Below are 20788 nucleotides of genomic sequence, written 5' to 3'. Positions count from 1 at the left end.
GTATGTCCTTGAGGAATTGCCGCAGTGTCAAGGTATTGAATGTATCCCCGGTCGGTCAATCAAAAACGGTCGGCGAATTTTTCGAACTGACGCTCGAACGACCGGACTGGGACGGGTGGAAGCCCGGCCAGTTCGTCATGATCCGGCCCAGCTCCTGGGAGCTCGACATGCTCTGGGGCAGGCCGTTCTCCCTCTGTTCGGGCGACGCCGACTCCATTACCCTGTTCATCCAGGCCGTGGGGCGCGGCACCCGGCGCATCGCCGAGTTATCGCCCGGCGACCTGGTGACCATGTGGGGCCCGCTCGGCAATTCCTTTGCCGTGGAGCCCGACGTCCCGACCCTGATGCTTGCCGGGGGCATCGGCATCGCACCTTTTCGCGGTTATGTCGAGCAACATCCGCGCCCCGAAAACCTGTCCCTGTTTCTGGCCCACCGCCTGCCGCTCGACTGCTACCCTTACGATTTGCTGTCCAGGACGGTGAAAAGCAAGTGCATGATCGAGGCCAAGCCGACCGATCTGGACTGCATCATCGACGCCCTGCGCGGGCAGATCGAGGAGAACGCCAAGCAGGGCGGCCTGGTCCTGTGCTGCGGCCCCACGCCGTTCATGCGCACGGTCCAGCGGTTCGCCAGGGAGTTTGGCGCGCGGGCGCAGGTCTCGCTGGAGAACCGTATGGCCTGCGGGGTGGGCGCGTGCCTGGGCTGCGTGACCAAGGACGGCGAGGGGCATCACGTCCAGGTGTGCACGCGGGGCCCGGTGTTCTGGGCGGATAAAGTGGAGCTGTAGGAGGCCGCAACCATGGATATGCAAGTCAATTTCGGCGGTCTTTCCCTCAAGAACCCGGTCATGACCGCGTCCGGGACCTTCGGCTTCGGCCTGGAATTCGCGCCCTACGGCGACCTGACCCGGCTGGGCGGTTTCGTGGCCAAAGGGCTGTCGCTCAAGCCGCGCGAGGGCAACCCCATGCCGCGCATCGCCGAGACGCCGTGCGGCATGCTCAACGCCATCGGCATCCAGAATCCGGGCGTTGAGTATTTCGTCACCCGCGCCCTGCCCATGCTGCCCTGGAAGGAGGTGGCCGTCATCGCCAACCTGTACGCCTGTGACGCCGAGGAGTTCGGCGAACTGGCCGGTGTGCTGGCGGGCGAGGAGGGCGTGGCCGCGCTCGAGGTCAACGTGTCCTGCCCCAACGTCAAGGAGGGCGGGGTGGCGTTCGGCCAGGACCCGTCCCAGATCGCCAAGGTCACCGAGGCGGTCAAGAAGAAGGCCGGGAACAAGCACGTCATGGTCAAGCTCTCGCCCAACGTGACCGACATCGCGGTCTGCGCGAGGGCCGCGGCCGAGGGCGGGGCGGATTCGCTCTCACTGATCAACACCCTGTCGGGCATGGCCGTGGACATCCGCAACCGCAAGCCGCGCATCGCCAACGTCATCGCCGGACTGTCCGGCCCGGCGGTCAAGCCGGTGGCCTTGCGCTGCGTGCACCAGGCGGTCCACGCCGTGGACATCCCGGTGGTCGGCATGGGCGGCATAGCCTCAGCCGAGGACGCCCTGGAGTTCATCCTGGTGGGCGCCCAGGCCGTGCAGGTGGGCACCGCCAATTTCCTGCGCCCGGACTTCGCCTTCGGCCTGGCCGACGAGATGGAGGCCCTGCTTTCGGAGGTCGGCGCGGCCAGCCTGGACGAGTTCCGGGGCAGCCTGCAACTGCCGCTTTAAAAAGGGGAAAATTAGTGCTTGCCAAGCCCCATCATATTGGGTAGAAACTGCCTCTCAACGCGGAGAGGTGTCCGAGTCCGGCTTAAGGAGCACGCCTGGAAAGCGTGTTTGGGGGGAACTCCAACGGAGGTTCAAATCCTCTCCTCTCCGCCACTTTTTTCAAAGGTCTTGTTTTCCAGTAGGTTACTGAGAAACAAGGCCTTTTTCTTTGGACTTGCTACAGCGCAAGGAGCAAAAGGCATGTCCAAATACCCCGGTTTGAAGAGGCGCGGAAGTCGTGGGATTTACCAACTTCGGTTGGCTGTTCCTCGTGATCTTCATGCCGTTTTCGGTCGCAAAGAAGTCACTGTCTCCCTCCGCACTTCTGACTCCCAGAAAGCCGTGGATCGCTTTCAGCGAGGTTGGGCGGCTTCGTGCTGTTTTCGCAGACTGTCGCAAGACTCCTGCCGGGGATTTTCCCTGAAACCCATTGCCGAAGGTTTTTAGGAGCAGCCGACCAACCTACTCCCACCAGTTTCAGTGCCAGCTACTGGCCCTCTGCTTTCCAAGGCCATTGAAGCATGGTTCTCAAGTCCTGAGGCCCGCAAATTGAGGGCGACCACTGCCAGAGACACGCGAGTTGCCCCTTATGCACTTCATTGCCGCTCGTGGTGATCGTCCGTTAGGCTCTTATGAGAAGAAAGACGCTCTCGTGCAAGACCTGCCTCCGCGGCGGAACCTGCTCAAGATTTGCAAGGGAATGGCCCTTGTGGACATTGCAAAGAAAACACGGGCAATGGGTGCCTAGACAGGCAAATAGCACTCTCTGTCATAATTCTTGGGGGGAGCGCCAAGCTCGACCGACTTTCTCAGGATGCACATTACTAGGCCCTCAAAAGAGCCGTGTGAGTTTTGTCTGCGCCGATATGCCGGATGCAAATAATATCACGGTCGGCATCATGGCTCTCGTTGTCCAACAAGAGCGGGAGATGATTTCAAAAGGACTAGGGAGGCTCTGGCAGCGGCAAAAGCATGCGGCGTTATGCTGGGTGTCCTAATGTGGCTGCTCATCTCCGTTAGTACGGCAACGAGGTTGGAGTGAAGACAATCAAGAGCAATGCCGATAGAAGCCCCGAGTCCTTGTGGTCACAGCGGGAGACACCAGCAAAGAGACATCGTTTCATTTGCGTGGATTGCGAAGGAGTTAACCGCACAAAAGATGACGCCCCCCGTGGCGGGGAATGGCATCCGTCCAGTGTGAAGCGACTGCTAGAACGGTTGGCTTAATCGATATTCCATGGGGCTACACATTGTCCATCGAGGCTTTTATGATGCCAGTTGGACTCTCAAAATCTGTTGTGAAGTTGTTGAGCAGGTATTTCTGAATGCATTTAAGTCAGATAAATTGACCACTTAAAAATTATTCATTCTATAACAAAAAAATAAATGGTGAAAAAAAATGAACTTTTACAACCTTGTCGACTTGGGTAGGTAAGAAGCCTAGACGTTGCGCGGCGTGATCAGGAATGTGCTCAGACAGATTTGCTTTACATAAACCTCGGGCAGACTCGGCTCAAGCGCGATCATCCTCGCGATCTTCTTTTCCACCTTCCGTCTGGGTAACCGAGGATACTTATTTAGAATATAGCGTATCTTCTTCCCATTGTGGCCCGGCTGTAAAGAGCGGAGAAGTTTGCTGGCATATTTGCGTATGCACTCTGCTTGGCCGAAAAGCCCCAATGGTTCAGGGATCCATGTAGATTGTCCAGAGTCATGTCTCTGCACTAGTTTGGTCAGCGTTTCTGAAGCGGGAACCTTTACATTTTCCAAAAAAGTACTGATATATTCTAAGTCTTTCAGTTTCGATTTCCTGAGTTGATCCATGTTGTCGAGCAATCTCAGAACTTCTTCGTCACTTTCCGCCTTCTGACCAATCTTAATCATTACATTCGCGACGATTCCAGAGTCGTAACATGGGCGATATTGAATGACAGGAACTCCCATGAGTGTCGCTTCCATGCCCGTTGTGCAATCGTGATGGATTACGACTTTGGCAAGAGCTAGCCATGCCCGCACCTCGCCTTTGTTGACCACAGTGAGATTGTCCAGGTGGCCTAGTTTACTCGTGTAGCTTTCAAGATTTTCCTGCGGGTGAGGACGAAGGATAATGGTCGTCTTCGGGTGCTGTCTGGCGATCTTTTCAATAAGACCGATGGTGTGGTTGAATAACACCTCCTGATAAGCGCTAATTTTTTTTACATGAGCCTGTACCTCCTGAGTTGCGTACATCTGCCATTCTTTCATGCTTGTGAGCATTTTTAGGTAATTCTCACAACCCATGGCATGGTTGAAAAATCCATAATTGGTATTGAATAGGATGAAGTCGCGGCCGTAGGTGTCCACGATGTCGTGATTTTCGTACAATGAGATAAACTTTTCGGAAAGCAGGTCAAAGGAAGGATGCCCGGTCACGCATATCAACTCGCGCTGCTTTTCAGTGAGGAATCCAGAAATTCGTTTTTTCTGAGTGTTACCCCATAAGCACATTTTAGTCACATGATCCGCGACCTTGGAATAATTGTTGACATGGGCATCTGTAGTGTCGATGGCCGAAAGACCTTCTGGGTCGATGTTGAATACAAGCCCTCCGTTGCGGAGGATTAAGTCATTGGTTTCCTTGTGCTGGTCATTGTCGAAGTAGCAAACAGGTCGTCTGCAACCCGTTGCTATTCGATTGGCCATATATTCTCCAATCAGTGATGGGTATCCTGCCTTTGCAAGATGAAGCGACAAATAAAGTGCTCCGTCGAGCTCTCTGGACGCGATTTCAATTGGATGGACGCAGAGCATAAATTCCCCCTGACTTGTCAGGACATCACCCGGGTTATGTCATTAGCGTCAATGCGTGGCAGGGTCAAAGATGAGTGTAGTGCGGTGTCAGCTACAGCCACTTCGGTCGTCATGCCGAGCTTAAAATTACGGGCCTTGAGGGTAGCTAAAAGAGTGTCATTATAATCGCCGTATGGGTAGCATACGGTCAGTGCATTCTGATCAACACCGACAGACTTGAGGAATTGAAGTGAGTTATCTACTTCGGTTATTTGATCTGAGGGGGACAATCGCCCCTGCCATTCATGTCGGTATCCATGAACTCCAATATGCATCCCGGCTTCCCTCATTTCAATCAATTGGCCGGGAGAAACGTAGAGTTCGCGGGAAAAACTGGCTTCGTCCGTGTTCAAATATCTGATAAAGAGGTGGTTGGTGACCCTGTTCCGAACATCTTCTGGAAGTCCCAATTGCAAAATGCGTTTAATGAAAATAACTTCTGCGGAATCGAATCGATTTGGATGCGCCAACTCCTTCCAATAATGCTCTTTGGGTTTAACATCGATTTCGCCCTGGAGTGCGTCAACTTGCTCAAAAATCTCAGCTACAAGCTGTTTTGTGTCCTTCGCTGCGGCTAAAATAAAATGGATTTTGTTCACGTCGAGCACTTTGCTTTCAATGACCGCCTGTGCGGGGACGTAGAATGATCCTTGGATGTTGTATTCTTTTAGTAGGGGAAAAACGAAGTTATAGTGGTCTATATACCCATCATCGAACGTCAGGAGGACTGCGTTGGCCGGAAGCTCGACGCCGGAAGAAAAAGCTTCGATTACATCTTCAATGTGTACAGGTGAATAATGCTTTTTGAGGAAGTCGAGTTGTTTTTTGAAAATTGAAACGTCCAACCCCTTGATCTCCGGGTAGGCCGAATTTATAAGGTCCCTTACATAATGATACATGATTATGGTGACGCTAGACATGGTTTATCCTAAACAATGGTTTGGGCGATCCTGATCGGAATCTCCTTTAAAGAGACAATAATTAGGAGTGTCTTTCACAAAATAGTGCAGCTGAATATTTTCTTTACAGAAAGGAGCAAAATACAGAGGGACTGTTTCTGTTTCCGGTTTTTTTAATCGAAAACCAATTTTTGTGAAGTGTGCTGGCACTTCAACTCGGCACACCATGTCCACGTACTCACATTCCTTTTCGACGAGAAGCGACAGTAACGCCTCTCGCAAATCCACAGGGGCCATCCAAGATCCAAACCAATCGACAATGTGTAGGCAAGAAGCGCCAACGTCCTCAACTGTATCTACGCGAGTCACGATGATCGCATGCTGAGTGCAGCCGCTTTCAACTCTGTATAGTTGATATGAGTACACAGGGTGAGTAATATATCGCTCCAGCAAAAAATGGGGAGTTTTTTTGGGGGTTGCGTTGTGTACTATTGTGGATTTGAACAGGTCATTGCTTGTTATCAGTCTCAATGTTGCCGAGGGATATATTTGTTTGGGCAAATTGGACTGTGGTGCCGAGAAAAGATTCTGCGAAGAATATGAGGAGGGAATGAAATAGTGCTCCATCTCCCCAACGGTGTAATTAAGTGCCTTGTAAATCTTGATGGCTTCAGCAGACAAACCGATTCCGGCGTATGTTCCGACGTCTAATTGCCTGTGGAATTCCATTAGCAATTGCAAGCCTATCAGCCCCTGTCCCTTGGCATTTTTCCAGATAGCCCCCCAATAATCCTTTTGATCTTTGAGGCTGGAATCAAACCGTGATGTCGGGATAAAGCCCAGCAAACTTTCAAGCTTGCCAGAGTCTGAATCTATGGCGAGCATAAAGTTGAGGGTTTCGCTTCCCGGAGTTCGATGTTGCCATTCAAGCAATTCGGGGCAGCGAACAAAAATGTGTTTATTGCTCCAATAAGAAGAGAGAAAGGCAACGATTCTGTCTTTATCGCTTACCGTCGCGACTCTAAAGGTATGTGGCATTCGCGCCAACCTGTCCGGTCATTGGAAGATAAAATATAACGTTGGTCATTGAGCTGTATATCCTCCGTCAACCGTCAGAGTAGTGCCTGTTATCCAGCGACTCCACGGGCTAAGGAGAAAGGTTGTTGCGTTGGCAACATCTTCAGGCGTCCCTAATCCCAAAGGATGACTACACACAATCTCGTTATACTTTTCCTCAGGCATAACTTTTTTGTGTTCCTCCAACATCCTACCCTCGACATAGCCGGGTGCAATGCTGTTAACACGGATGTTTTCCCGGGCGAGTTCTATCGCCCAAGAGCGGACAGCAGCTTCAAGAGCTCCTTTCGAAGCACTGTAGCCGCTAATCGCAGATTGACCCACTCTCCCTGCAACAGATGAAATCATAACAGCACTCATGCCATATTCAGAGCGCATCGGGCGCTTTCGTAGATGTTGCAAGATCAGAAAAGCTGAAGTGACGTTAATTGCGATTAAAGATTCGAAGGCGGACTTCGAAAAAAAACGGAGTGGTACGAGCGGACGAATCCCCGCACAATGGACAAAGCCAGCTACGGGCGTATCGATTCCCTGTGTCAAGACTGAGGGCAATGCATCACAATCGTTAAAATCATACACAATGGCTGTGTGACTGTCGCTATGCTTTAGGGATGCTTGAAGCGCCGTGAGTTTTTCAGAATTGCTCCCCATCAGAATGAGGTCAGCATGGTGCGTTGCAAGCTGTTGGCAAATAGCACTGCCAATTGTTGAAGTTGCACCTGTAATCAGAATCTTACGTCCTTTGAAATCAAACACCTTGATCCCCAAAAGCGACCTGATAGATGTCATTAACAGTTTGACAAGCAGTCAGTTCTTCAGCCGTAAGTTCTTTGCCATGCCTGTCTGCCAGTGCCATGACACCCAAAGCGGCTAGAGAATCCCATTGCTCCAGGTCTGAGAGTTTCTCGTCGCCGGAGAGCTGGCTCTCAATCTCTGTTATCTCCTTAAATTCTTTCAAAAAAAATATTAAATCCATAATGGCTCCTGCAATGCTTACATGTTCAGTATTGTGGCTGCGCTGGCGTACCCAACGCCGAATCCCGCTACTAGCACGGTATCGCCACTAGTTATTAACCCGTTGTCGAAATCTTTCTTCAATGCAATAGGGATACTCGCGCTGACCGTATTCCCGGTGTCTTCAAGCTGGATGCAAAATTTATCTTTGGGAATGCCGCATTTGAGTCTCAAGTGTTCGAGAATAAATGCATTTGCCTGATGGAGGACAACTCGATCGATATCCTCAAGCGTCATGTTCGCACTGGCCAGCATGCGTTCGATTAAAGCCGGTACCGTCTTGAGCGTAAAGGCGAATATCTCAGTGCCGTTCATATACAGATTGTTAAGTCCTCGCAAGCCGTCGGCTATGGTATATTCATACTTCGCAGCATCTTTGTCGGTGAAGTCAATGATGCCGGTGTCGGGGATTATCAAATTTTTGCCTCCGGTACCATCAGTCAAGAAAGTAAAGCGCGGAGAAACGTTGTCAGCAGCTTCCAACAATATAGCTGCAGCCGCATCGCCGAAAATTGGGAGGTTGACTCTGTCGGTCTCCGCAATAAACTTAGTATATGTTTCTGCTGTAACCAAAAGAACTTGTCGGGCTTGGCCGGACGCCATCAGGCCGGAAGCAACTGATAGCCCGTAGACAAAACCTGAACATCCATGAGAGATGTCTAACACGCCTATGGTGTGATCCAGACTCAACAATTTCTGCAGCTGGGTTGAGTTGGGTGGTATCAATCGGTCAGGGCTCTGTGTGCAGAATATGATGAAGTCAATTTCGTCACTATTTTCCTCTGCAAGGAGCTTTTTGCAAGCGGCCACAGCAAGGGTCAGTGATGTTTCGTATTCGCTGGCTTTGTGCCTGTTCTTGATGCCTGTTTTTTTAAAAATTTGTTCTGCACTCCAGCTACCAAGTTGAGTGGCGAGTTGCTCGTTGTCAACAACTTGTTGCGGTAGGGAGTACTCGATTCTTTTGATTTTCATAATCCTCTCAACCACTGTTCTGCGATAGCAACAATGAATAATTCGTTGGCTAGGTTGTCTCGTTTTCCACAGGGCAAGAAGCTGGCCTCTGGGAGACGTTGAAAATATGCAAAATAGCCTTTGGTCACGGGGGATACCGGGTGCGCTGTTTGCTTAATTCTAGTCATTTCTAAACGGGTTTACAAGGCATAATTAAAACCAAGCATGAGAAGTGGGTCTAAGAAACTGGACCACAGTTTAAGGTGGACGTAAGAAGCCCGAAGGAGGCTTTTAATGTCCAAGAAAAGGAAAAGATTTACTACTGAATTCAAGACCCGTGTAGCCCTCGACGCCTTGACCGGCGAACTCACGCTTTCCGAGCTGGCCAGCAAATGCGGCGTTCACGCCAACCAGATATCTCAATGGAAGAAGCAGGCCAAAGAGCAGGTTGCTGCGGGCTTTGCTGGCAAGACTCAGAAGGCCCAGCAAAGCGATGAGGCGCTCATAAAAGAACTTCATACCAAGATCGGGCAGCTCACCGTGGAGAAGGATTTTTTGCAACAAGCCTTCGCCAAAATCTGAGCTGCGAGCGGAGGCGTGAGATCGTCGACAAGGAGCATCCCGTGCTCAGTGTTCGGCATCAGTGCAGAATCCTCAAGCTGCAACGCTCAACATACTACTACCAGCCGATCGGTGAATCTCCGTACAACTTGGAGTTGATGAAACGCATCGACGAGTTGTTTTTGGAGTTGCCGTTTTTTGGCTCTCGACAGATGCGCAACATCCTGCGGAATGAAGGGTGTCTGGTCGGGCGTGGCCGAGTGCGTCGACTTATGCGCAAGATGGGGTTGATGGCGATTTACCAAAAGCCGAAGACAAGTCATCCCCATCCGCAGCACAAGACGTACCCGTATCTATTGCGGCACCGAGCAGTCACGAATCCCAATCAGGTTTGGTGTGCAGACATTACGTACATTCCGATGAAACGAGGCTTCCTGTACCTCGTGGCGATCATGGACTGGCATAGCCGAGCTGTTCTGTCTTGGCGCTTGTCGAATACGATGGACGCCGATTTCTGCGTCTCGGCTCTGGAGGACGCCATGAATCATTATGGCGTGCCCGAGATATTCAATACGGATCAGGGTAGCCAGTCTACCAGCTATGAGTTCATCAAGACTTTGCGTAATGCTGGCGTCCGTATCTCAATGGATGGGCGCGGACGCTGGATGGACAACGTGATGATCGAACGGCTTTGGAGGTCGTTGAAATACGAATGCGTTTATGTGCGTGAGTTGGAGACAGGGAGTGATCTACGTAGCGCTTTGGCCTGGTGGTTCGATTCCTATAATAACCGCCGTCCCCACAAGACCTTTGACGGCAGGAAGCCGATGGAGATATATCAGGCGCGACCCAAGCCAGAGGGGGGTACCCCCTCTGGCTTGGCCCCGCCAAGCAGCGTAGCCCGTTAAACTGTCCACCTTAAAAACGCTGCTCAGTGGTCCAACAAAATGGACCCACTTCTCTTTCCCTTTTGGGGCGTTGCGTCGTTGGTCGATGACCAAAAAGAAAGGCGGCAGGGGAATCCGTGCCGCCAATCTGGTGATTGATCAGGGGGAAGGCGTTATTGTTTCTTGGCCTCTTCGGCTTCGATGGCCGGGGCGGTTTTGATCTCGATCTTTCTGGCCTTGTATTTCTCCGGCTTGGGCAGGGAGATCGTCAGCACGCCCTTGTCGAAGGTTGCGGACACGTCGCCGTCCGTCACGCTCGGCGGCAGCCGGAAGGTCCGGGTGAAGGAGCCGTAACCGCGCTCGGAGAGGTGGTACCTGTTGTTCTTGGCATCCCCTTCGAACCTCTTTTCCCCCTTGATGGTCAACAGCCCGTTCTCCAGGGTGATCTCGACATCCGAGGGATCGATGCCCGGGAGCTCGGCGGTCAACAGCACGTGGTCGTCGTTCTCCGAGATTTCCACGGCGGGGTAGAGGCCTTGCTGCGGACGGGCGTTCATGCCGTCCAGGGAGTTGCGCCAGAACTCTTCGAAGATGCTGGCGATATCAAAAGGCCCATGATTAACAAAACCGATCGGATTTTTAGCAGGTGAATACTTGCTAAGCATGTCTTTACCTCCTGATATATTATTGGGTTAAAGGGTTAAAGAGGCTTACGGACTATGAATAAATCGTCCGGAAAAGTTGTCAACTTCCCGGTACAATTTTTTTGCGGAAAGATGATGCCGGTCCGCCGCGCGCCAAGAAGGCCCACGGGAAAATCCCGCAGGCCTTCTTTTATTGCGCGGTCCGGAGAGCTAAGCTTGGTCAGCTGGGCTCACGGGGGCCGCGAAGTGGTTGTCGACGGTCGCGTCCTTTTTTCTGGTCCGCGTCTTGTCCCTGGCCTTTTTGCCGGTGGGGCGCAGGGGTGGTTTGACGGGGAGTGGTTGATCAGACAGGAGAAATCTGATTTCCATTTGGCTCAGTATGGGCTCATGGCCGTTGGTGCCGAACATATCGCCGCCTTGGTTGGAGTTGCCCCCTCCTGTCTTTATAAGCGCTCCGAACGCTGTTTCGGTTACACGAAAATGATATTCGTTCACGCGGGAAGGGCCGGAAACAAAGGGCTGACAGGGGGCTGCCCCGTATGGTATGCTATTGCATCTTAAATGCTTTTTTGCCCGGCCGGGTGATCTGGAGGTCCCTGGGGGGGGACGAATGGTAAAGTGGCTTGTTCAAATAATCGCGGCGGTGTGCTGTCTCGGGTTCGCCTTTGCGCCCGCCGCCGTGTCGGCCCAGGAGCCGCTTCTGACCTGTGGCATGGCCAAGGGGTACCCGCCGTATCAGTACCTGGACGAGGCGGGGGAACCGGCGGGCCTCGACGTCGAGGTGGCCCGGCTCATCTTCGCCCGGCTCGGGGCCAGGAGCCGTTTCGTCCCCGGCGCCTGGGACGATATCGTGGCCAATCTCCGCCTGGGGCGTCTGGACTGCGTGTGCGGCATGGAGATCAACCGCGAGCGCATGCATTTCTTTTCCTTCACCTCGTCCTATTACAACCGGAAGTTGGTCATCTTCATGCGCGGGGACGAGGCCTCCATCGACTCGGTAGACGACCTTGTCGGCAAAGCGGTCGCCGGCGACCGCAATTCCTTTGTGGAGCGGTATCTGAAGGAGCGGGGGCTGCTTAGCCTCATCCGCATCGTCAAGACAAAGACCAAGGAGCAGTCCATGCGCATGCTCAAGGACGGCGGAGTGGTGGCGGCCATCGCGCCCCTGGCCGTCGGGCGTCTGCTGGCGGACCGCGAGGGTCTGGACGTCCGGATCATGGACGTGGGCGACCCCGGCTCGCCGGTGGGGTTTGCCGTGGAGAAGAGCAACGTCGGCCTCTTGCGGGAGCTGGAAGAGGCGCTGGCGGCGCTACGGCGAGAGGGTGCGCTGCGGCCTGTTCTGGATCGCTGGTTGCGTTGAGGCCGCGGCCTGTTCCCGATCGGACCGGGGATGTTGAATATAATCGACTGGAAATGGTCTTCGACCTATGAGATGGTTGTGTATGGGAACTTCGAATTGGGCCGTTTCCCGCAAGTCACCGCCGGGCGACTCGCCCGCAAGCGGACTGTAACAGGACCTCAAGCCATCTCCGGAGAAGGCGCGGACCATGCCATTGCTGCATAATATCAGGAGAAAGCGCTCCCTGGTGCAACACCTGACCACAAGCCTGGTCATGGTGGTGGTCCTTTCCTCCTTTGCCGTTTCCTCGATCATTTTCGTCCTCCTGTTCCAGAAATCCGAAGCGCAGTTCCAGCAGCGGGCGGACGAGGCCCTGACGCACCTGGCCAACAGCCTGGAATCCTACCTCTGGCATATGGAGGAGGAGTCCGTGGTCAACCTGTGCAACACGTTCGCCAACATCGACATCGTGGTCTTCATCGAGGTCCGCGACCATCGGGGCAACGACATCTACCGCTACGGCGAGATCACGCCGGGCGAGACCATCATCAAGGAAAAGCGCATCAGCTACGACAACATCGAGGTCGGTGTTGTCCGTCTCGGCCTGACTCCGGCCATCTTCCGGGAGAAGGTCTACGAGACCACCTGGATCAGCCTGATTTCCCTGCTGTCCGTGGTCATCGTGGTCGGCCTGTCCACCCGGTTCATCCTGAACCGCAGCCTGCGCATGCCGCTGGGCCAGCTCATCCAGCGCATCGAAGGGCTCTCGGCCGGAGAGTATTCCGAACACGCGGAGGAGCAGGGCGGGTTCCAGGAGGTCCAGCACATCCTGTCCACGTTCAACGAGATGGCCGAGCAGGTCCGGCTGCGCGAGACCGAACTGCGCGCCAGCGAGGAGAAGTACCGCCGCCTGTTCGAGACGAGCATCGAAGGCATCGTCATGATCGACGTGACCGAGCACATCTTCCAGGTCAACCGCATCTTCGCGGACATGCTCGGCTACACCGAGGAAGACCTGGTGGGCATGTACGTGCCGGACCTCATCCACGGCGAAGACCAGATGAGCCACCGCAACGAGATCGAGAAGCGCCGCGCCGGGGAGGCCTCCCAGTACGAGCGGCGGTTCGTGCGCCGCGACGGCACCGAGGTCTGGGCCATGATCTCCGCCAGCCCCCAATTCGACCCGGAAGGCAACTTCGACGGGGTGTTCGCCATGGTCACGGACATCACCCCCCTGCGCATCGCCCAGGCCAATCTCAAGACCGCCTACGACGAACTGGAGAAGCGGGTCGTGGAGCGCACGGACGAGCTGAACAAGACAAACCGGCTGCTGACCTCGGAAATCCACATCCGCAAGCAGACCGAGAAGGAGATCATCAAGGCCAAGGAGGCGGCGGAAAAGGCCACCCAGGCCAAGAGCGAGTTTTTGGCCAACATGAGCCACGAGATCCGCACGCCCATGAACGCCATCATCGGCATGACCCACCTGATCAAGATGACCGAACTGTCGGCCGCCCAGCGGGACTACCTGAACAAGATCGACATCTCGGCCAAGTCCCTGCTCGGCATCATCAACGACGTGCTCGACCTGTCCAAGATCGAGGCGGGCATGCTCACCGTGGAGTCCGTGGGCTTCAAGCTGGAGCAGGTCCTCGAACAGCTGACCACCATCGTCTCGCCCAGGGCCAACGAAAAGAAGCTCGAATTTCTCATCAGCGTGGGCAAGGACGTGCCGCCCGCCATCCAGGGCGATCCCATGCGCCTGGCCCAGATTCTCATCAACCTGTGCAACAACGCCGTCAAGTTCACCGACGAAGGGTCCGTGGTGGTGGGTATCTCCACCGTGGAAAAGGGCATGGACACCGCCAAGCTGCGGTTCACGGTCAAGGACGACGGCATCGGCATCAAGGCGGAGAAGATCCAGGAACTGTTCCAGCCTTTCACCCAGGCGGACGCCTCCACCACCCGCAAGTACGGCGGCACCGGCCTGGGGCTGAGCCTGTGCAACCAGCTGGTGGAGCTCATGGGCGGCGAGATCGGGGCGCAGAGCGAGTTCGGCAAGGGCAGCCTGTTCTGGTTCGAGGTCACCTTCCCCATCCACCGGGAGGAGAACGAGAGCGCGACCCTGCCGCAGGAACTGCTGGGTATGCCCGCCCTGGTGGTGGACGACAACCCCACCTCGCGAATCATCCTCAAGGGGATGCTCGAGTATATGGGGTTGTCCGTGACCACGGCCAAGTCCGGCTTCGAAGCCATAGAAATCCTGCGCGGCAGCGGCGGCAAGGACCACTTCAAGCTGCTGGTGGTGGATTGGCGCATGCCGGAAATGGACGGCCTGGAGACCGCCGAGAAAATCCTCAAGGACGAGGCCATCGAGGACAAGCCGCCCATGTTCATGGTGTCGGCCTACGGCAACGCCTCGCTGGTCAAGCGGACCAACGAACTGGGCTTCCGCGGCCTGCTGTTCAAGCCGGTGAACCAGTCCTTCCTGTTCAACCTGGTGGTCGAGACCCTGGGCAAGGGCATGGTCACCCTGAACGAGGTCGCCCGGCCCGAAAAGGCGTTGGACAAGCTCTCGGGCAAGCGGATTCTGCTGGTGGAGGACAACGAGATCAACCGCCAGGTGGCTCAGGAGATATTGGCCTCCATCGGCGTCGAGGTCCTCGAGGCCTTCAACGGGCAGGACGCCCTGGACTTTCTGGACAAGAACGACGTGGATCTGGTGCTCATGGACATCCAGATGCCGGTCATGGACGGCCATGAGGCCACCCGGCGCATCCGCGCCCTGGACCGTTTCAAGGACCTGCCCATCATCGCCATGACCGCCCACGCCATGCTCGCCGACATCGAGATGAGCAGGGAAGTGGGCATGAACGACCACATCGCCAAGCCCTTCGACCCGGACGACCTGTTCGCCGTTCTGACCAAGTGGCTGGTCAAGGGAGAGAGCGGGGCGGCCGCCCCGTCGGCTCCGGCCGAATCCAAGGAGGAGCGGTCTCCGTCGGACAAGGAATCCCTTCCGGCCATGATGAAGGGCATCGACGTGCAACTCGGCCTGCGGCGCGCCCGGGGCAACGAGAAGCTCTACCGGACCCTGCTCCTGCTCCTGGATGAGAAGTACGCGGATGCCGCCGTGAAAATCGGGGAATTACTGGGGGCCGACAACCGCGAGGAGGCCGTGGCCCTGGCCCATTCGGTCAAGGGGACCTCCGGTATGCTCGGGGCCATGGAGCTGTTCGAGGCCGCCGGAGCCCTGGAAAAGGCTCTGGACCAGGGGGACGAGAGCCTGGACGGGCTGCTGGGTGAATTCGCGGACCGGTTGGCTGAGGTGGTCGCCAGCATCGGCGTGCTCAAGGAATCCGAGCCCGAGGAGTCGGACTTCCCGGAAAAGGGGGACGTGGCGACGCCCGAGGAGCTCTTGGCCAGCCTGGAAGGACTCCGGCAGCCCTTGTCCCAGGGGGCCCCGGTGGAGTGCCGGGAGCGCAGCCAGGACGTCAAGGCGCTGGTCTGGCCCGAAGAGATGCGGACCGAGGTCAAGCTGTTGCTCAAGTCCATCGCCGAATACGATTTCAAGAAGGCCCTGGCCGTGCTCGATGAACTGTGGACCGGGCTGGGTGGCCAGGACGCCGAGGCCTGATCCGGCAATGAAAAAGGCGCGTTCATCGCTGAACGCGCCTTTGAGTGGAAACCGGACACCCGGCAGCAATCGATACCGCTGCTTCCTCTCGGACCTGACGGGGTTCTCAACGCAACCGCCGTCCGGCTTCCCTCTGTACGGGAATGGTCTTCCTACAGCGTTCCCGACCGTTCGTCAACTCCTCCCTTGCATTGATTCGCCAGCCCCCCCCCCGGAGATAATGCACTCCCTCTAAACTCTGGATATTGCGTCCGGGCAGGGTTTCCGTTTAGGCTTGGAAAAACCGCAACAGACGAGGTACAGGTGAACGTTTTCGACAAGAAAATCGGCGGGCCGCTTTTGGCCGCCGATCTGGATATTCTGCAGGTCAACGTGGGACTCAAGTGCAATCAGGCCTGCATCCATTGCCATCTGGAGTGTTCCCCGGCGCGCGAGGAGCTCATGGACCGCGCGACCATGGACCGGATTGTGGACCTGGCCGGTTCGGTCCGGCCCGGGTTGGTGGACATCACCGGCGGCGCGCCCGAACTCAATCCGCATTTGAAGGATTTCATCTCCGCCCTGAAGGACCGGGGGCTTGCCGTACAGTCGCGGACCAACCTGTCCGCCATGGAGGAGCCGGAAGCGAGCGACTTTCCGGAATTCTTCGCCGAAATGGGCGTGGGGCTGGTGGCGTCCATGCCGTGCTACCTTGAGGAGAATGTGAACCGCATGCGCGGGGATCATTGCTACGCCAGCTCCATCCGCATGCTCAAGCGGCTCAACGGACTCGGCTACGGCCAGGGAGACGGCCTGACCCTGGACCTGGTCTTCAATCCGGGCGGCCCGGACCTGCCTCCGGGCCAGAAATGCCTGGAAGACGCCTACAAGCGCGAGATGCTCGACCGGCACGGGGTGGTTTTCGACCGCCTGCTGACCATCACCAACCTGCCCGTGGGACGGTTCATGCACATGCTCGAAGAGCAGGGCAGGGACGGCGAATACATGAACCTCCTGGACGTATCCTTCAATCCGGCCACCGTGGACGGGCTCATGTGCCGCCACCAGGTCAACGTCGGCTGGGACGGAAGGCTCTACGACTGCGACTTCAACCAGGCCCTGAACATCGGCACGGCCCCGGACGCGCCGGGCCAGCTGGACGACTTCGACCTGACGGCCTGGGTCCGCCGGAGGATCGTCACCGGCCCGCACTGCCTGGGCTGCACCGCCGGAGCCGGATCGAGCTGCGGAGGGGCCATCGACGGCTGATTGTCGCGGAAATCCGTCTCTGAACCCGGTTTTAGGGCTTCGGCGTTGACAAGAACCCGTATTTGGGCCACCCCACGGGCATGAAAATCGACGCCGTACCCTTTTTTATCGAGCGCAACTTCATTCTGATCGCCGTGGCCATGTCCGCAGTGGCCCTGGCGCATCCCCCGGCCTTCACCTGGGTCAAACCGCACATCCCCCTGGGGCTGGGCGTCATCATGTTCGGCATGGGGCTGACCTTGGAGTTCGCCGATTTCGCGGACATCCTGCGCAAGTGGCCCATCGTGGGGCTGGGCATGATCCTGCAGTACGCCATCATGCCGCTGCTGGCCGTGTCCATATCCCACGCCCTGGGGCTGCCCGCGGAGATCACCATCGGCATGATCGTGGTCGGGGCCTGTCCGGGCGGCACGGCCTCCAACGTCATCGCCTACCTGGCCAAGGCCAACGTGCCCTTGTCCGTGACCATGACCCTGGCCTCCACCTGCCTGGCCCCGATCCTGACTCCGGCGATCATCTATTTCCTCCTGGAACGGCAGGTGGAGATCGACTTCTGGTCCATGGTCACCTCCGTGTTCTGGATCGTGGTTTTCCCGCTCATCGACGGCCTCATCCTGCGGCGCATCTTCCGCCGCTGGCTGGAGCCGTTCCTGCGCTGGTTCCCGTCCCTGTCCATCCTGGTCATCGCCCTGCTCATCGCCTGCATCATCGGCCTGAACCAGGCGACCCTGCTCGGGCTGCCGCTGCTGGCCCTGTTCGCTGTGGTCCTGCACAACACACTTGGGCTGGCCGCCGGATACGGGCTGGCCCGGGCCGCGCGGTGCAACAGGCGGGACGCCCGGACCCTGGCCATCGAGGTGGGCATGCAGAACTCCGGCCTGGGCGTGGCCCTGGCCGTGAAGCATTTCGGGACGGCCACGGCCCTGCCCGGCGCGCTTTTCAGCCTGTGGCACAACCTTTCCGGCGTGGCCCTGGCCCGCCGCTGGCGCAACCGGAACGACTAGGCTTTCCTTGCTGTGAAGCGTAATGAATCCATATTCTTGCTTGACTTGTGTTACTGTTTTGATACTAGTAACATCATTCGAACAAGAAATGGCCTTTCATATTTGCAACACAGTGAGGAGCGTGTGATGAAAAAACTGACTTTCGCCTTGGCGGTCCTGTGCGTCGTGCTGTTCGCCGGACAGGCTTTCGCCCACTTCGGCATGATGATTCCGGACACGGACGAGCTGACCCAGGAAAAACGGACCGTGAACCTGGTCCTGTCCTTCTCCCATCCCTTCGAAGGGGTGGGCATGGAGCTGGAAAAGCCCGCCGCCTTCTTCGTAGCCGCGAACAACGACCAGCGGACCGACCTGCTGCCGACCCTGAAAAAGACCGAGGTCATGGGCCACACCGCCTGGCAGACCTCCTTCACCCCCAGGGCTCCCGGCCTGTACACCTTTGTCTTTGATCCGGTTCCCTACAAGGAAGACGCCGAGAACAACTACATCCGCCACATCACCAAGGTGGTGGTCGACGCTTACGGCGAGGGCGAGAACTGGAACACCCCGCTCGGCCTGGACACCGAGATCGTGCCCCTGACCCGGCCCTTCGGCAACTACGCGGGCAACGTCTTCCAAGGCGTGGTCATGGTGGGCGGCAAGCCCGCTCCCTACACCCGCGTGGAAGTGGAGTTCTACAACAAGGACGGCAAGCGCGAAGCGCCCAACGAGCGCATGGTCACGCAGGAAGTGCTGGCCGACGGCCAGGGCGTGTTCACCTTCGCCTGCCCGTGGAAGGGGTGGTGGGGCTTCGCCGGCCTGAACACCGCCGAAAAGCCCTATGAGGGCCGCGAACTCGAGATGGGCGCGGTCATCTGGGTGGAAATGAAATAGCCTATCCCTGTCCGGCAGGCCTTGGCAGCCGCCCTCGGCGTCAGGGCCTGTCGGACGTTCTTTCCTCCATCCTGCTCAGGATGGGCGTGACGAATTCGTCCGGCAGGGCTCCGCAGGCCGCGCCGATGTAAGCTCCGAAAATGGAGCCGAGGATCAGGTCGGTCCCGTCCGGACTGACCGCCACCTGGAACAGGGTACCCACCAGGGTGCCCATGAATCCCCCCATCATCCAGCCGTCGTTGTTGACCCCCCGATAGGGCTTCATGCCCCTTGCGGTGCGGTAGCAATCCTTCAGGAAAAACCCGGTGAACCCGCCGAGAAAGGCCCCCAGCAGGGTCAGCAGCATGCCCGGAAACGCGGTGTGCAGGGTGAAGCCGTAACGCGCCGTGCCCTGAATGACGCCCGCCAGTCCGCCAATGATCAGCAGGCCGTGGAAGCTCTTTTCCTTGGTGTCGGGCCTGGGAATGAATTCTTTCATGCATCCTCCGGCGCCGGGCAATATGTTCCTCATCCCGGCGTCCGCCTTGTTTCTTGCCAGATTCGTGCCGTGATCCGCCCCTTTTATCCCGATCTGGGAAATGTCTTAAACAGCTGTTTGAAAAGGCTTTTCCGTTTTACTTTTTTTTGCCTGTCATGTATGCATTGCCAGTTTGTGCAATAAGTAACGCAATGTCTCCGGGACGGGATGGAACCGCCGCATCTGGGAGGGTGCTGGGGGCATTGGAAGGACGCGCCGTAGGTGCGGTAACTACTCAAGGGGGAAGGATGAAACGCGCATCCGCATGTTTTGTATTCAGTTTTCTGGTCTGCCTGCTGGCGACCGCTTCCGTGGTCCAGGCAGGCGGTTTTGCGCTGTACGAGTGGGGCAACCGCGCCCTCGGCATGGGCACGGCCAACTACGCCACCGGCAATGACGCCTCGGTCGTGGCCTACAACCCGGCTTTGATGACCAAGCTCGAGGGAACCACCAACGTCTACGGCGGCGTCACCGCGGTCTCGCCCAGCTCCGACGTGTACATCAATGGCCAGAAGAACCAGACCCAGAACCAGGTCTTCGGTGTTCCGCACGGGTTCGTGACCCATAAAATCAACGATGACTGGTCCCTCGGCGTGGGCGTGTTCACCCGCTTCGGCCTGGGCACCGACTACAACAGCACCTGGCCCGGTGCGACGCTGATCAAGGACGCCCTGCTGGAGACCTTTTCCATGAACCCGACCGTGGCCTATAAGGTCAACGACAAGTTGTCCGTGGCAGGCGGTATCGAAATCATCAAGGGCAGCTTCACAGTTCGCAAGGACCTCTCCCCCACGATTGGCGGTGGCAACGTCGTGACCGACGTGGACGACACCGCCCTGGCCTTCAACCTCGCCCTGGCCTATGACGTCAACGACATGCTGACCGTGGGCCTGACCTACCGCTCCCCGGTGCATTTCGTGGGCAGGGGAAGTGTCGAGGTGAGCAACGCCGGTGGCGTCGCCAACGGCAAGGGCGATGCCACCATGACCGCTGATTTCCCGGCCAGCTACACCGTGGGCCTGGGCCTGAAGCCCATGGATGACCTGACCTTCGAATTCGACGTGGTCTATACCCAGTGGGAACAGTTCGACCGTATCGAGTTCGACTTCACCAACTCGGGCCTGCCCGACAGCAACGAGGACTTCAACTACAAGTCCACCTGGCGCTTCCAGCTCGGTGCGGAATACCAGTTCACCGACGTCTTCGCCATGCGCGCGGGCTACGTCTACGACCAGACACCGATCCGCCATGAGTACGCATCCCCCATGCTGCCCGCCAACGACCGCCAGATGTTCACTCTGGGCGCGGGCTACAAGTGGGACGCCTGGACCGTGGACGTCGCCGGCATGTACATCATCACCAAGGAGCGCACGGGGATGTCCATGACCAACGGCTACCAGACCTATACCGCGGACTTCAAGAATGGCCGGACCTGGGGGCTCGGCACCTCCATCGGCTACAGCTTCTAGAAGCCGTTTCCCGGACAACAAAAACCCCGCTCCGGCGGGGTTTTTTTATTGCCGTGCCGGGGCGTGGGCGTTCTTTTCGGAG

At 56.8% G+C, this 20788-nt stretch carries 18 protein-coding genes, 1 tRNA gene and 1 other RNA gene; 11 read left to right on the top strand and 9 right to left on the bottom strand.

Annotation, left to right across the window (positions count from 1 at the left end; translation table 11 throughout):
- Positions 1–2: 2 nt before the first annotated feature.
- From ACR42D_RS12280 to ACR42D_RS12265, 4 genes are all read left to right on the top strand, one after another.
- Positions 3–788, top strand: a complete 786-nt coding sequence (locus ACR42D_RS12280) for an iron-sulfur cluster-binding protein (protein ID WP_484567027.1) — start codon at positions 3–5, stop codon at positions 786–788.
- 12 nt (positions 789–800) lie between these two features.
- Positions 801–1718, top strand: coding sequence for a dihydroorotate dehydrogenase (locus ACR42D_RS12275; protein ID WP_484567026.1), 918 nt, complete (start codon positions 801–803; stop codon positions 1716–1718).
- 61 nt (positions 1719–1779) lie between these two features.
- Positions 1780–1871: transfer RNA gene (locus ACR42D_RS12270), tRNA-Ser, on the top strand.
- 87 nt (positions 1872–1958) lie between these two features.
- Positions 1959–2204 carry a DUF6538 domain-containing protein gene (locus tag ACR42D_RS12265; protein WP_484567025.1) on the top strand — a complete coding sequence of 82 codons (246 nt, stop codon included), beginning with the start codon at positions 1959–1961 and terminating at the stop codon, positions 2202–2204.
- A gap of 993 nt (positions 2205–3197) precedes the next feature.
- On the opposite strand, the gene ACR42D_RS12260 is transcribed toward ACR42D_RS12265, so the two are convergent.
- From ACR42D_RS12260 to ACR42D_RS12235, 6 genes are read right to left on the bottom strand one after another with little or no spacing between them, the layout of a single operon-like run.
- Positions 3198–4547 carry a surface carbohydrate biosynthesis protein gene (locus ACR42D_RS12260; RefSeq protein WP_484567082.1) on the bottom strand — a complete coding sequence of 450 codons (1350 nt, stop codon included), beginning with the start codon at positions 4545–4547 and terminating at the stop codon, positions 3198–3200.
- 17 nt (positions 4548–4564) lie between these two features.
- Positions 4565–5506, bottom strand: coding sequence for a polysaccharide deacetylase family protein (locus ACR42D_RS12255; protein WP_484567081.1), 942 nt, complete (start codon positions 5504–5506; stop codon positions 4565–4567).
- 3 nt (positions 5507–5509) lie between these two features.
- Positions 5510–6523 carry a hypothetical protein gene (locus tag ACR42D_RS12250; RefSeq protein ID WP_484567080.1) on the bottom strand — a complete coding sequence of 338 codons (1014 nt, stop codon included), beginning with the start codon at positions 6521–6523 and terminating at the stop codon, positions 5510–5512.
- 45 nt (positions 6524–6568) lie between these two features.
- On the bottom strand, positions 6569–7318 hold the full coding sequence (locus tag ACR42D_RS12245; RefSeq protein WP_484567079.1) for an SDR family NAD(P)-dependent oxidoreductase: 750 nt from the start codon (positions 7316–7318) through the stop codon (positions 6569–6571).
- Entirely contained in the window at positions 7311–7538 is a 228-nt protein-coding gene (locus ACR42D_RS12240; protein WP_484567078.1) for a phosphopantetheine-binding protein, read from the bottom strand. Before ACR42D_RS12240 ends, ACR42D_RS12245 begins: the two co-directional genes overlap by 8 nt.
- 17 nt (positions 7539–7555) lie before the next feature.
- Entirely contained in the window at positions 7556–8548 is a 993-nt protein-coding gene (locus ACR42D_RS12235) for a ketoacyl-ACP synthase III (RefSeq protein WP_484567077.1), read from the bottom strand.
- A 273-nt stretch (positions 8549–8821) separates the two neighbouring features.
- Between ACR42D_RS12235 and ACR42D_RS12230 the strand changes: the two genes are divergently transcribed.
- A protein-coding gene (locus ACR42D_RS12230; protein ID WP_484567076.1) for an IS3 family transposase occupies positions 8822–9996 on the top strand; the annotation gives its coding sequence in 2 pieces (ribosomal slippage) (positions 8822–9106 and positions 9109–9996; 1173 coding nt in all).
- 152 nt (positions 9997–10148) lie between these two features.
- Here the strand turns inward: ACR42D_RS12230 and ACR42D_RS12225 are convergent.
- Positions 10149–10640: an Hsp20/alpha crystallin family protein gene (locus tag ACR42D_RS12225; RefSeq protein ID WP_484567075.1), complete on the bottom strand. Its 492-nt coding sequence runs from the start codon at positions 10638–10640 to the stop codon at positions 10149–10151.
- A 589-nt stretch (positions 10641–11229) separates the two neighbouring features.
- Between ACR42D_RS12225 and ACR42D_RS12220 the strand changes: the two genes are divergently transcribed.
- Entirely contained in the window at positions 11230–11979 is a 750-nt protein-coding gene (locus tag ACR42D_RS12220; RefSeq protein WP_484567074.1) for a transporter substrate-binding domain-containing protein, read from the top strand.
- Between the two features lie 187 nt (positions 11980–12166).
- Entirely contained in the window at positions 12167–15595 is a 3429-nt protein-coding gene (locus tag ACR42D_RS12215) for a response regulator (protein ID WP_484567073.1), read from the top strand.
- A 40-nt stretch (positions 15596–15635) separates the two neighbouring features.
- On the opposite strand, the gene ffs is transcribed toward ACR42D_RS12215, so the two are convergent.
- Positions 15636–15729: signal recognition particle sRNA small type (gene ffs / locus ACR42D_RS12210), an RNA gene on the bottom strand.
- 169 nt (positions 15730–15898) lie between these two features.
- Between ffs and arsS the strand changes: the two genes are divergently transcribed.
- From arsS to ACR42D_RS12195, 3 genes are all read left to right on the top strand, one after another.
- Positions 15899–16843: an arsenosugar biosynthesis radical SAM (seleno)protein ArsS gene (gene arsS, locus ACR42D_RS12205; protein WP_484567072.1), complete on the top strand. Its 945-nt coding sequence runs from the start codon at positions 15899–15901 to the stop codon at positions 16841–16843.
- 80 nt (positions 16844–16923) lie between these two features.
- The gene (locus ACR42D_RS12200) at positions 16924–17847 is read left to right on the top strand and encodes a bile acid:sodium symporter family protein (RefSeq protein ID WP_484567071.1); all 924 of its coding nucleotides are present in this window, start codon (positions 16924–16926) and stop codon (positions 17845–17847) included.
- 126 nt (positions 17848–17973) lie between these two features.
- A complete protein-coding gene (locus tag ACR42D_RS12195) occupies positions 17974–18720 on the top strand; it encodes a DUF4198 domain-containing protein (protein WP_484567070.1) in 747 nt (248 codons plus the stop codon).
- 40 nt (positions 18721–18760) lie between these two features.
- Here the strand turns inward: ACR42D_RS12195 and ACR42D_RS12190 are convergent, their stop codons facing one another.
- On the bottom strand, positions 18761–19198 hold the full coding sequence (locus ACR42D_RS12190; RefSeq protein WP_484567069.1) for a hypothetical protein: 438 nt from the start codon (positions 19196–19198) through the stop codon (positions 18761–18763).
- Positions 19199–19485: 287 nt separating this feature from the next.
- Between ACR42D_RS12190 and ACR42D_RS12185 the strand changes: the two genes are divergently transcribed.
- The gene (locus ACR42D_RS12185) at positions 19486–20706 is read left to right on the top strand and encodes an OmpP1/FadL family transporter (RefSeq protein ID WP_484567068.1); all 1221 of its coding nucleotides are present in this window, start codon (positions 19486–19488) and stop codon (positions 20704–20706) included.
- Positions 20707–20788 lie beyond the last annotated feature (82 nt).

This window comes from Pseudodesulfovibrio sp. lm2024 (genome assembly GCF_051175575.1).
GTDB lineage: Bacteria > Desulfobacterota > Desulfovibrionia > Desulfovibrionales > Desulfovibrionaceae > Pseudodesulfovibrio > Pseudodesulfovibrio caledoniensis.
The sequence above is the reverse complement of the archived record's forward strand: the minus strand, read 5'-3'. Positions and strand labels throughout refer to the sequence as shown.

Bases quoted from the DNA above. Each gene is read 5' to 3' on its own strand.
- ACR42D_RS12280 (WP_484567027.1), top strand. From the start codon at position 3: ATGTCCTTGAGGAATTGCCGCAGTGTCAAGGTATTGAATGTATCCCCG.
- ACR42D_RS12275 (WP_484567026.1), top strand. From the start codon at position 801: ATGGATATGCAAGTCAATTTCGGCGGTCTTTCCCTCAAGAACCCGGTC.
- ACR42D_RS12265 (WP_484567025.1), top strand. From the start codon at position 1,959: ATGTCCAAATACCCCGGTTTGAAGAGGCGCGGAAGTCGTGGGATTTAC.
- ACR42D_RS12260 (WP_484567082.1), bottom strand. From the start codon at position 4,547: ATGCTCTGCGTCCATCCAATTGAAATCGCGTCCAGAGAGCTCGACGGA.
- ACR42D_RS12255 (WP_484567081.1), bottom strand. From the start codon at position 5,506: ATGTCTAGCGTCACCATAATCATGTATCATTATGTAAGGGACCTTATA.
- ACR42D_RS12250 (WP_484567080.1), bottom strand. From the start codon at position 6,523: ATGCCACATACCTTTAGAGTCGCGACGGTAAGCGATAAAGACAGAATC.
- ACR42D_RS12240 (WP_484567078.1), bottom strand. From the start codon at position 7,538: ATGGATTTAATATTTTTTTTGAAAGAATTTAAGGAGATAACAGAGATT.
- ACR42D_RS12235 (WP_484567077.1), bottom strand. From the start codon at position 8,548: ATGAAAATCAAAAGAATCGAGTACTCCCTACCGCAACAAGTTGTTGAC.
- ACR42D_RS12225 (WP_484567075.1), bottom strand. From the start codon at position 10,640: ATGCTTAGCAAGTATTCACCTGCTAAAAATCCGATCGGTTTTGTTAAT.
- ACR42D_RS12220 (WP_484567074.1), top strand. From the start codon at position 11,230: ATGGTAAAGTGGCTTGTTCAAATAATCGCGGCGGTGTGCTGTCTCGGG.
- ACR42D_RS12215 (WP_484567073.1), top strand. From the start codon at position 12,167: ATGCCATTGCTGCATAATATCAGGAGAAAGCGCTCCCTGGTGCAACAC.
- ACR42D_RS12200 (WP_484567071.1), top strand. From the start codon at position 16,924: ATGAAAATCGACGCCGTACCCTTTTTTATCGAGCGCAACTTCATTCTG.
- ACR42D_RS12195 (WP_484567070.1), top strand. From the start codon at position 17,974: ATGAAAAAACTGACTTTCGCCTTGGCGGTCCTGTGCGTCGTGCTGTTC.
- ACR42D_RS12190 (WP_484567069.1), bottom strand. From the start codon at position 19,198: ATGAAAGAATTCATTCCCAGGCCCGACACCAAGGAAAAGAGCTTCCAC.
- ACR42D_RS12185 (WP_484567068.1), top strand. From the start codon at position 19,486: ATGAAACGCGCATCCGCATGTTTTGTATTCAGTTTTCTGGTCTGCCTG.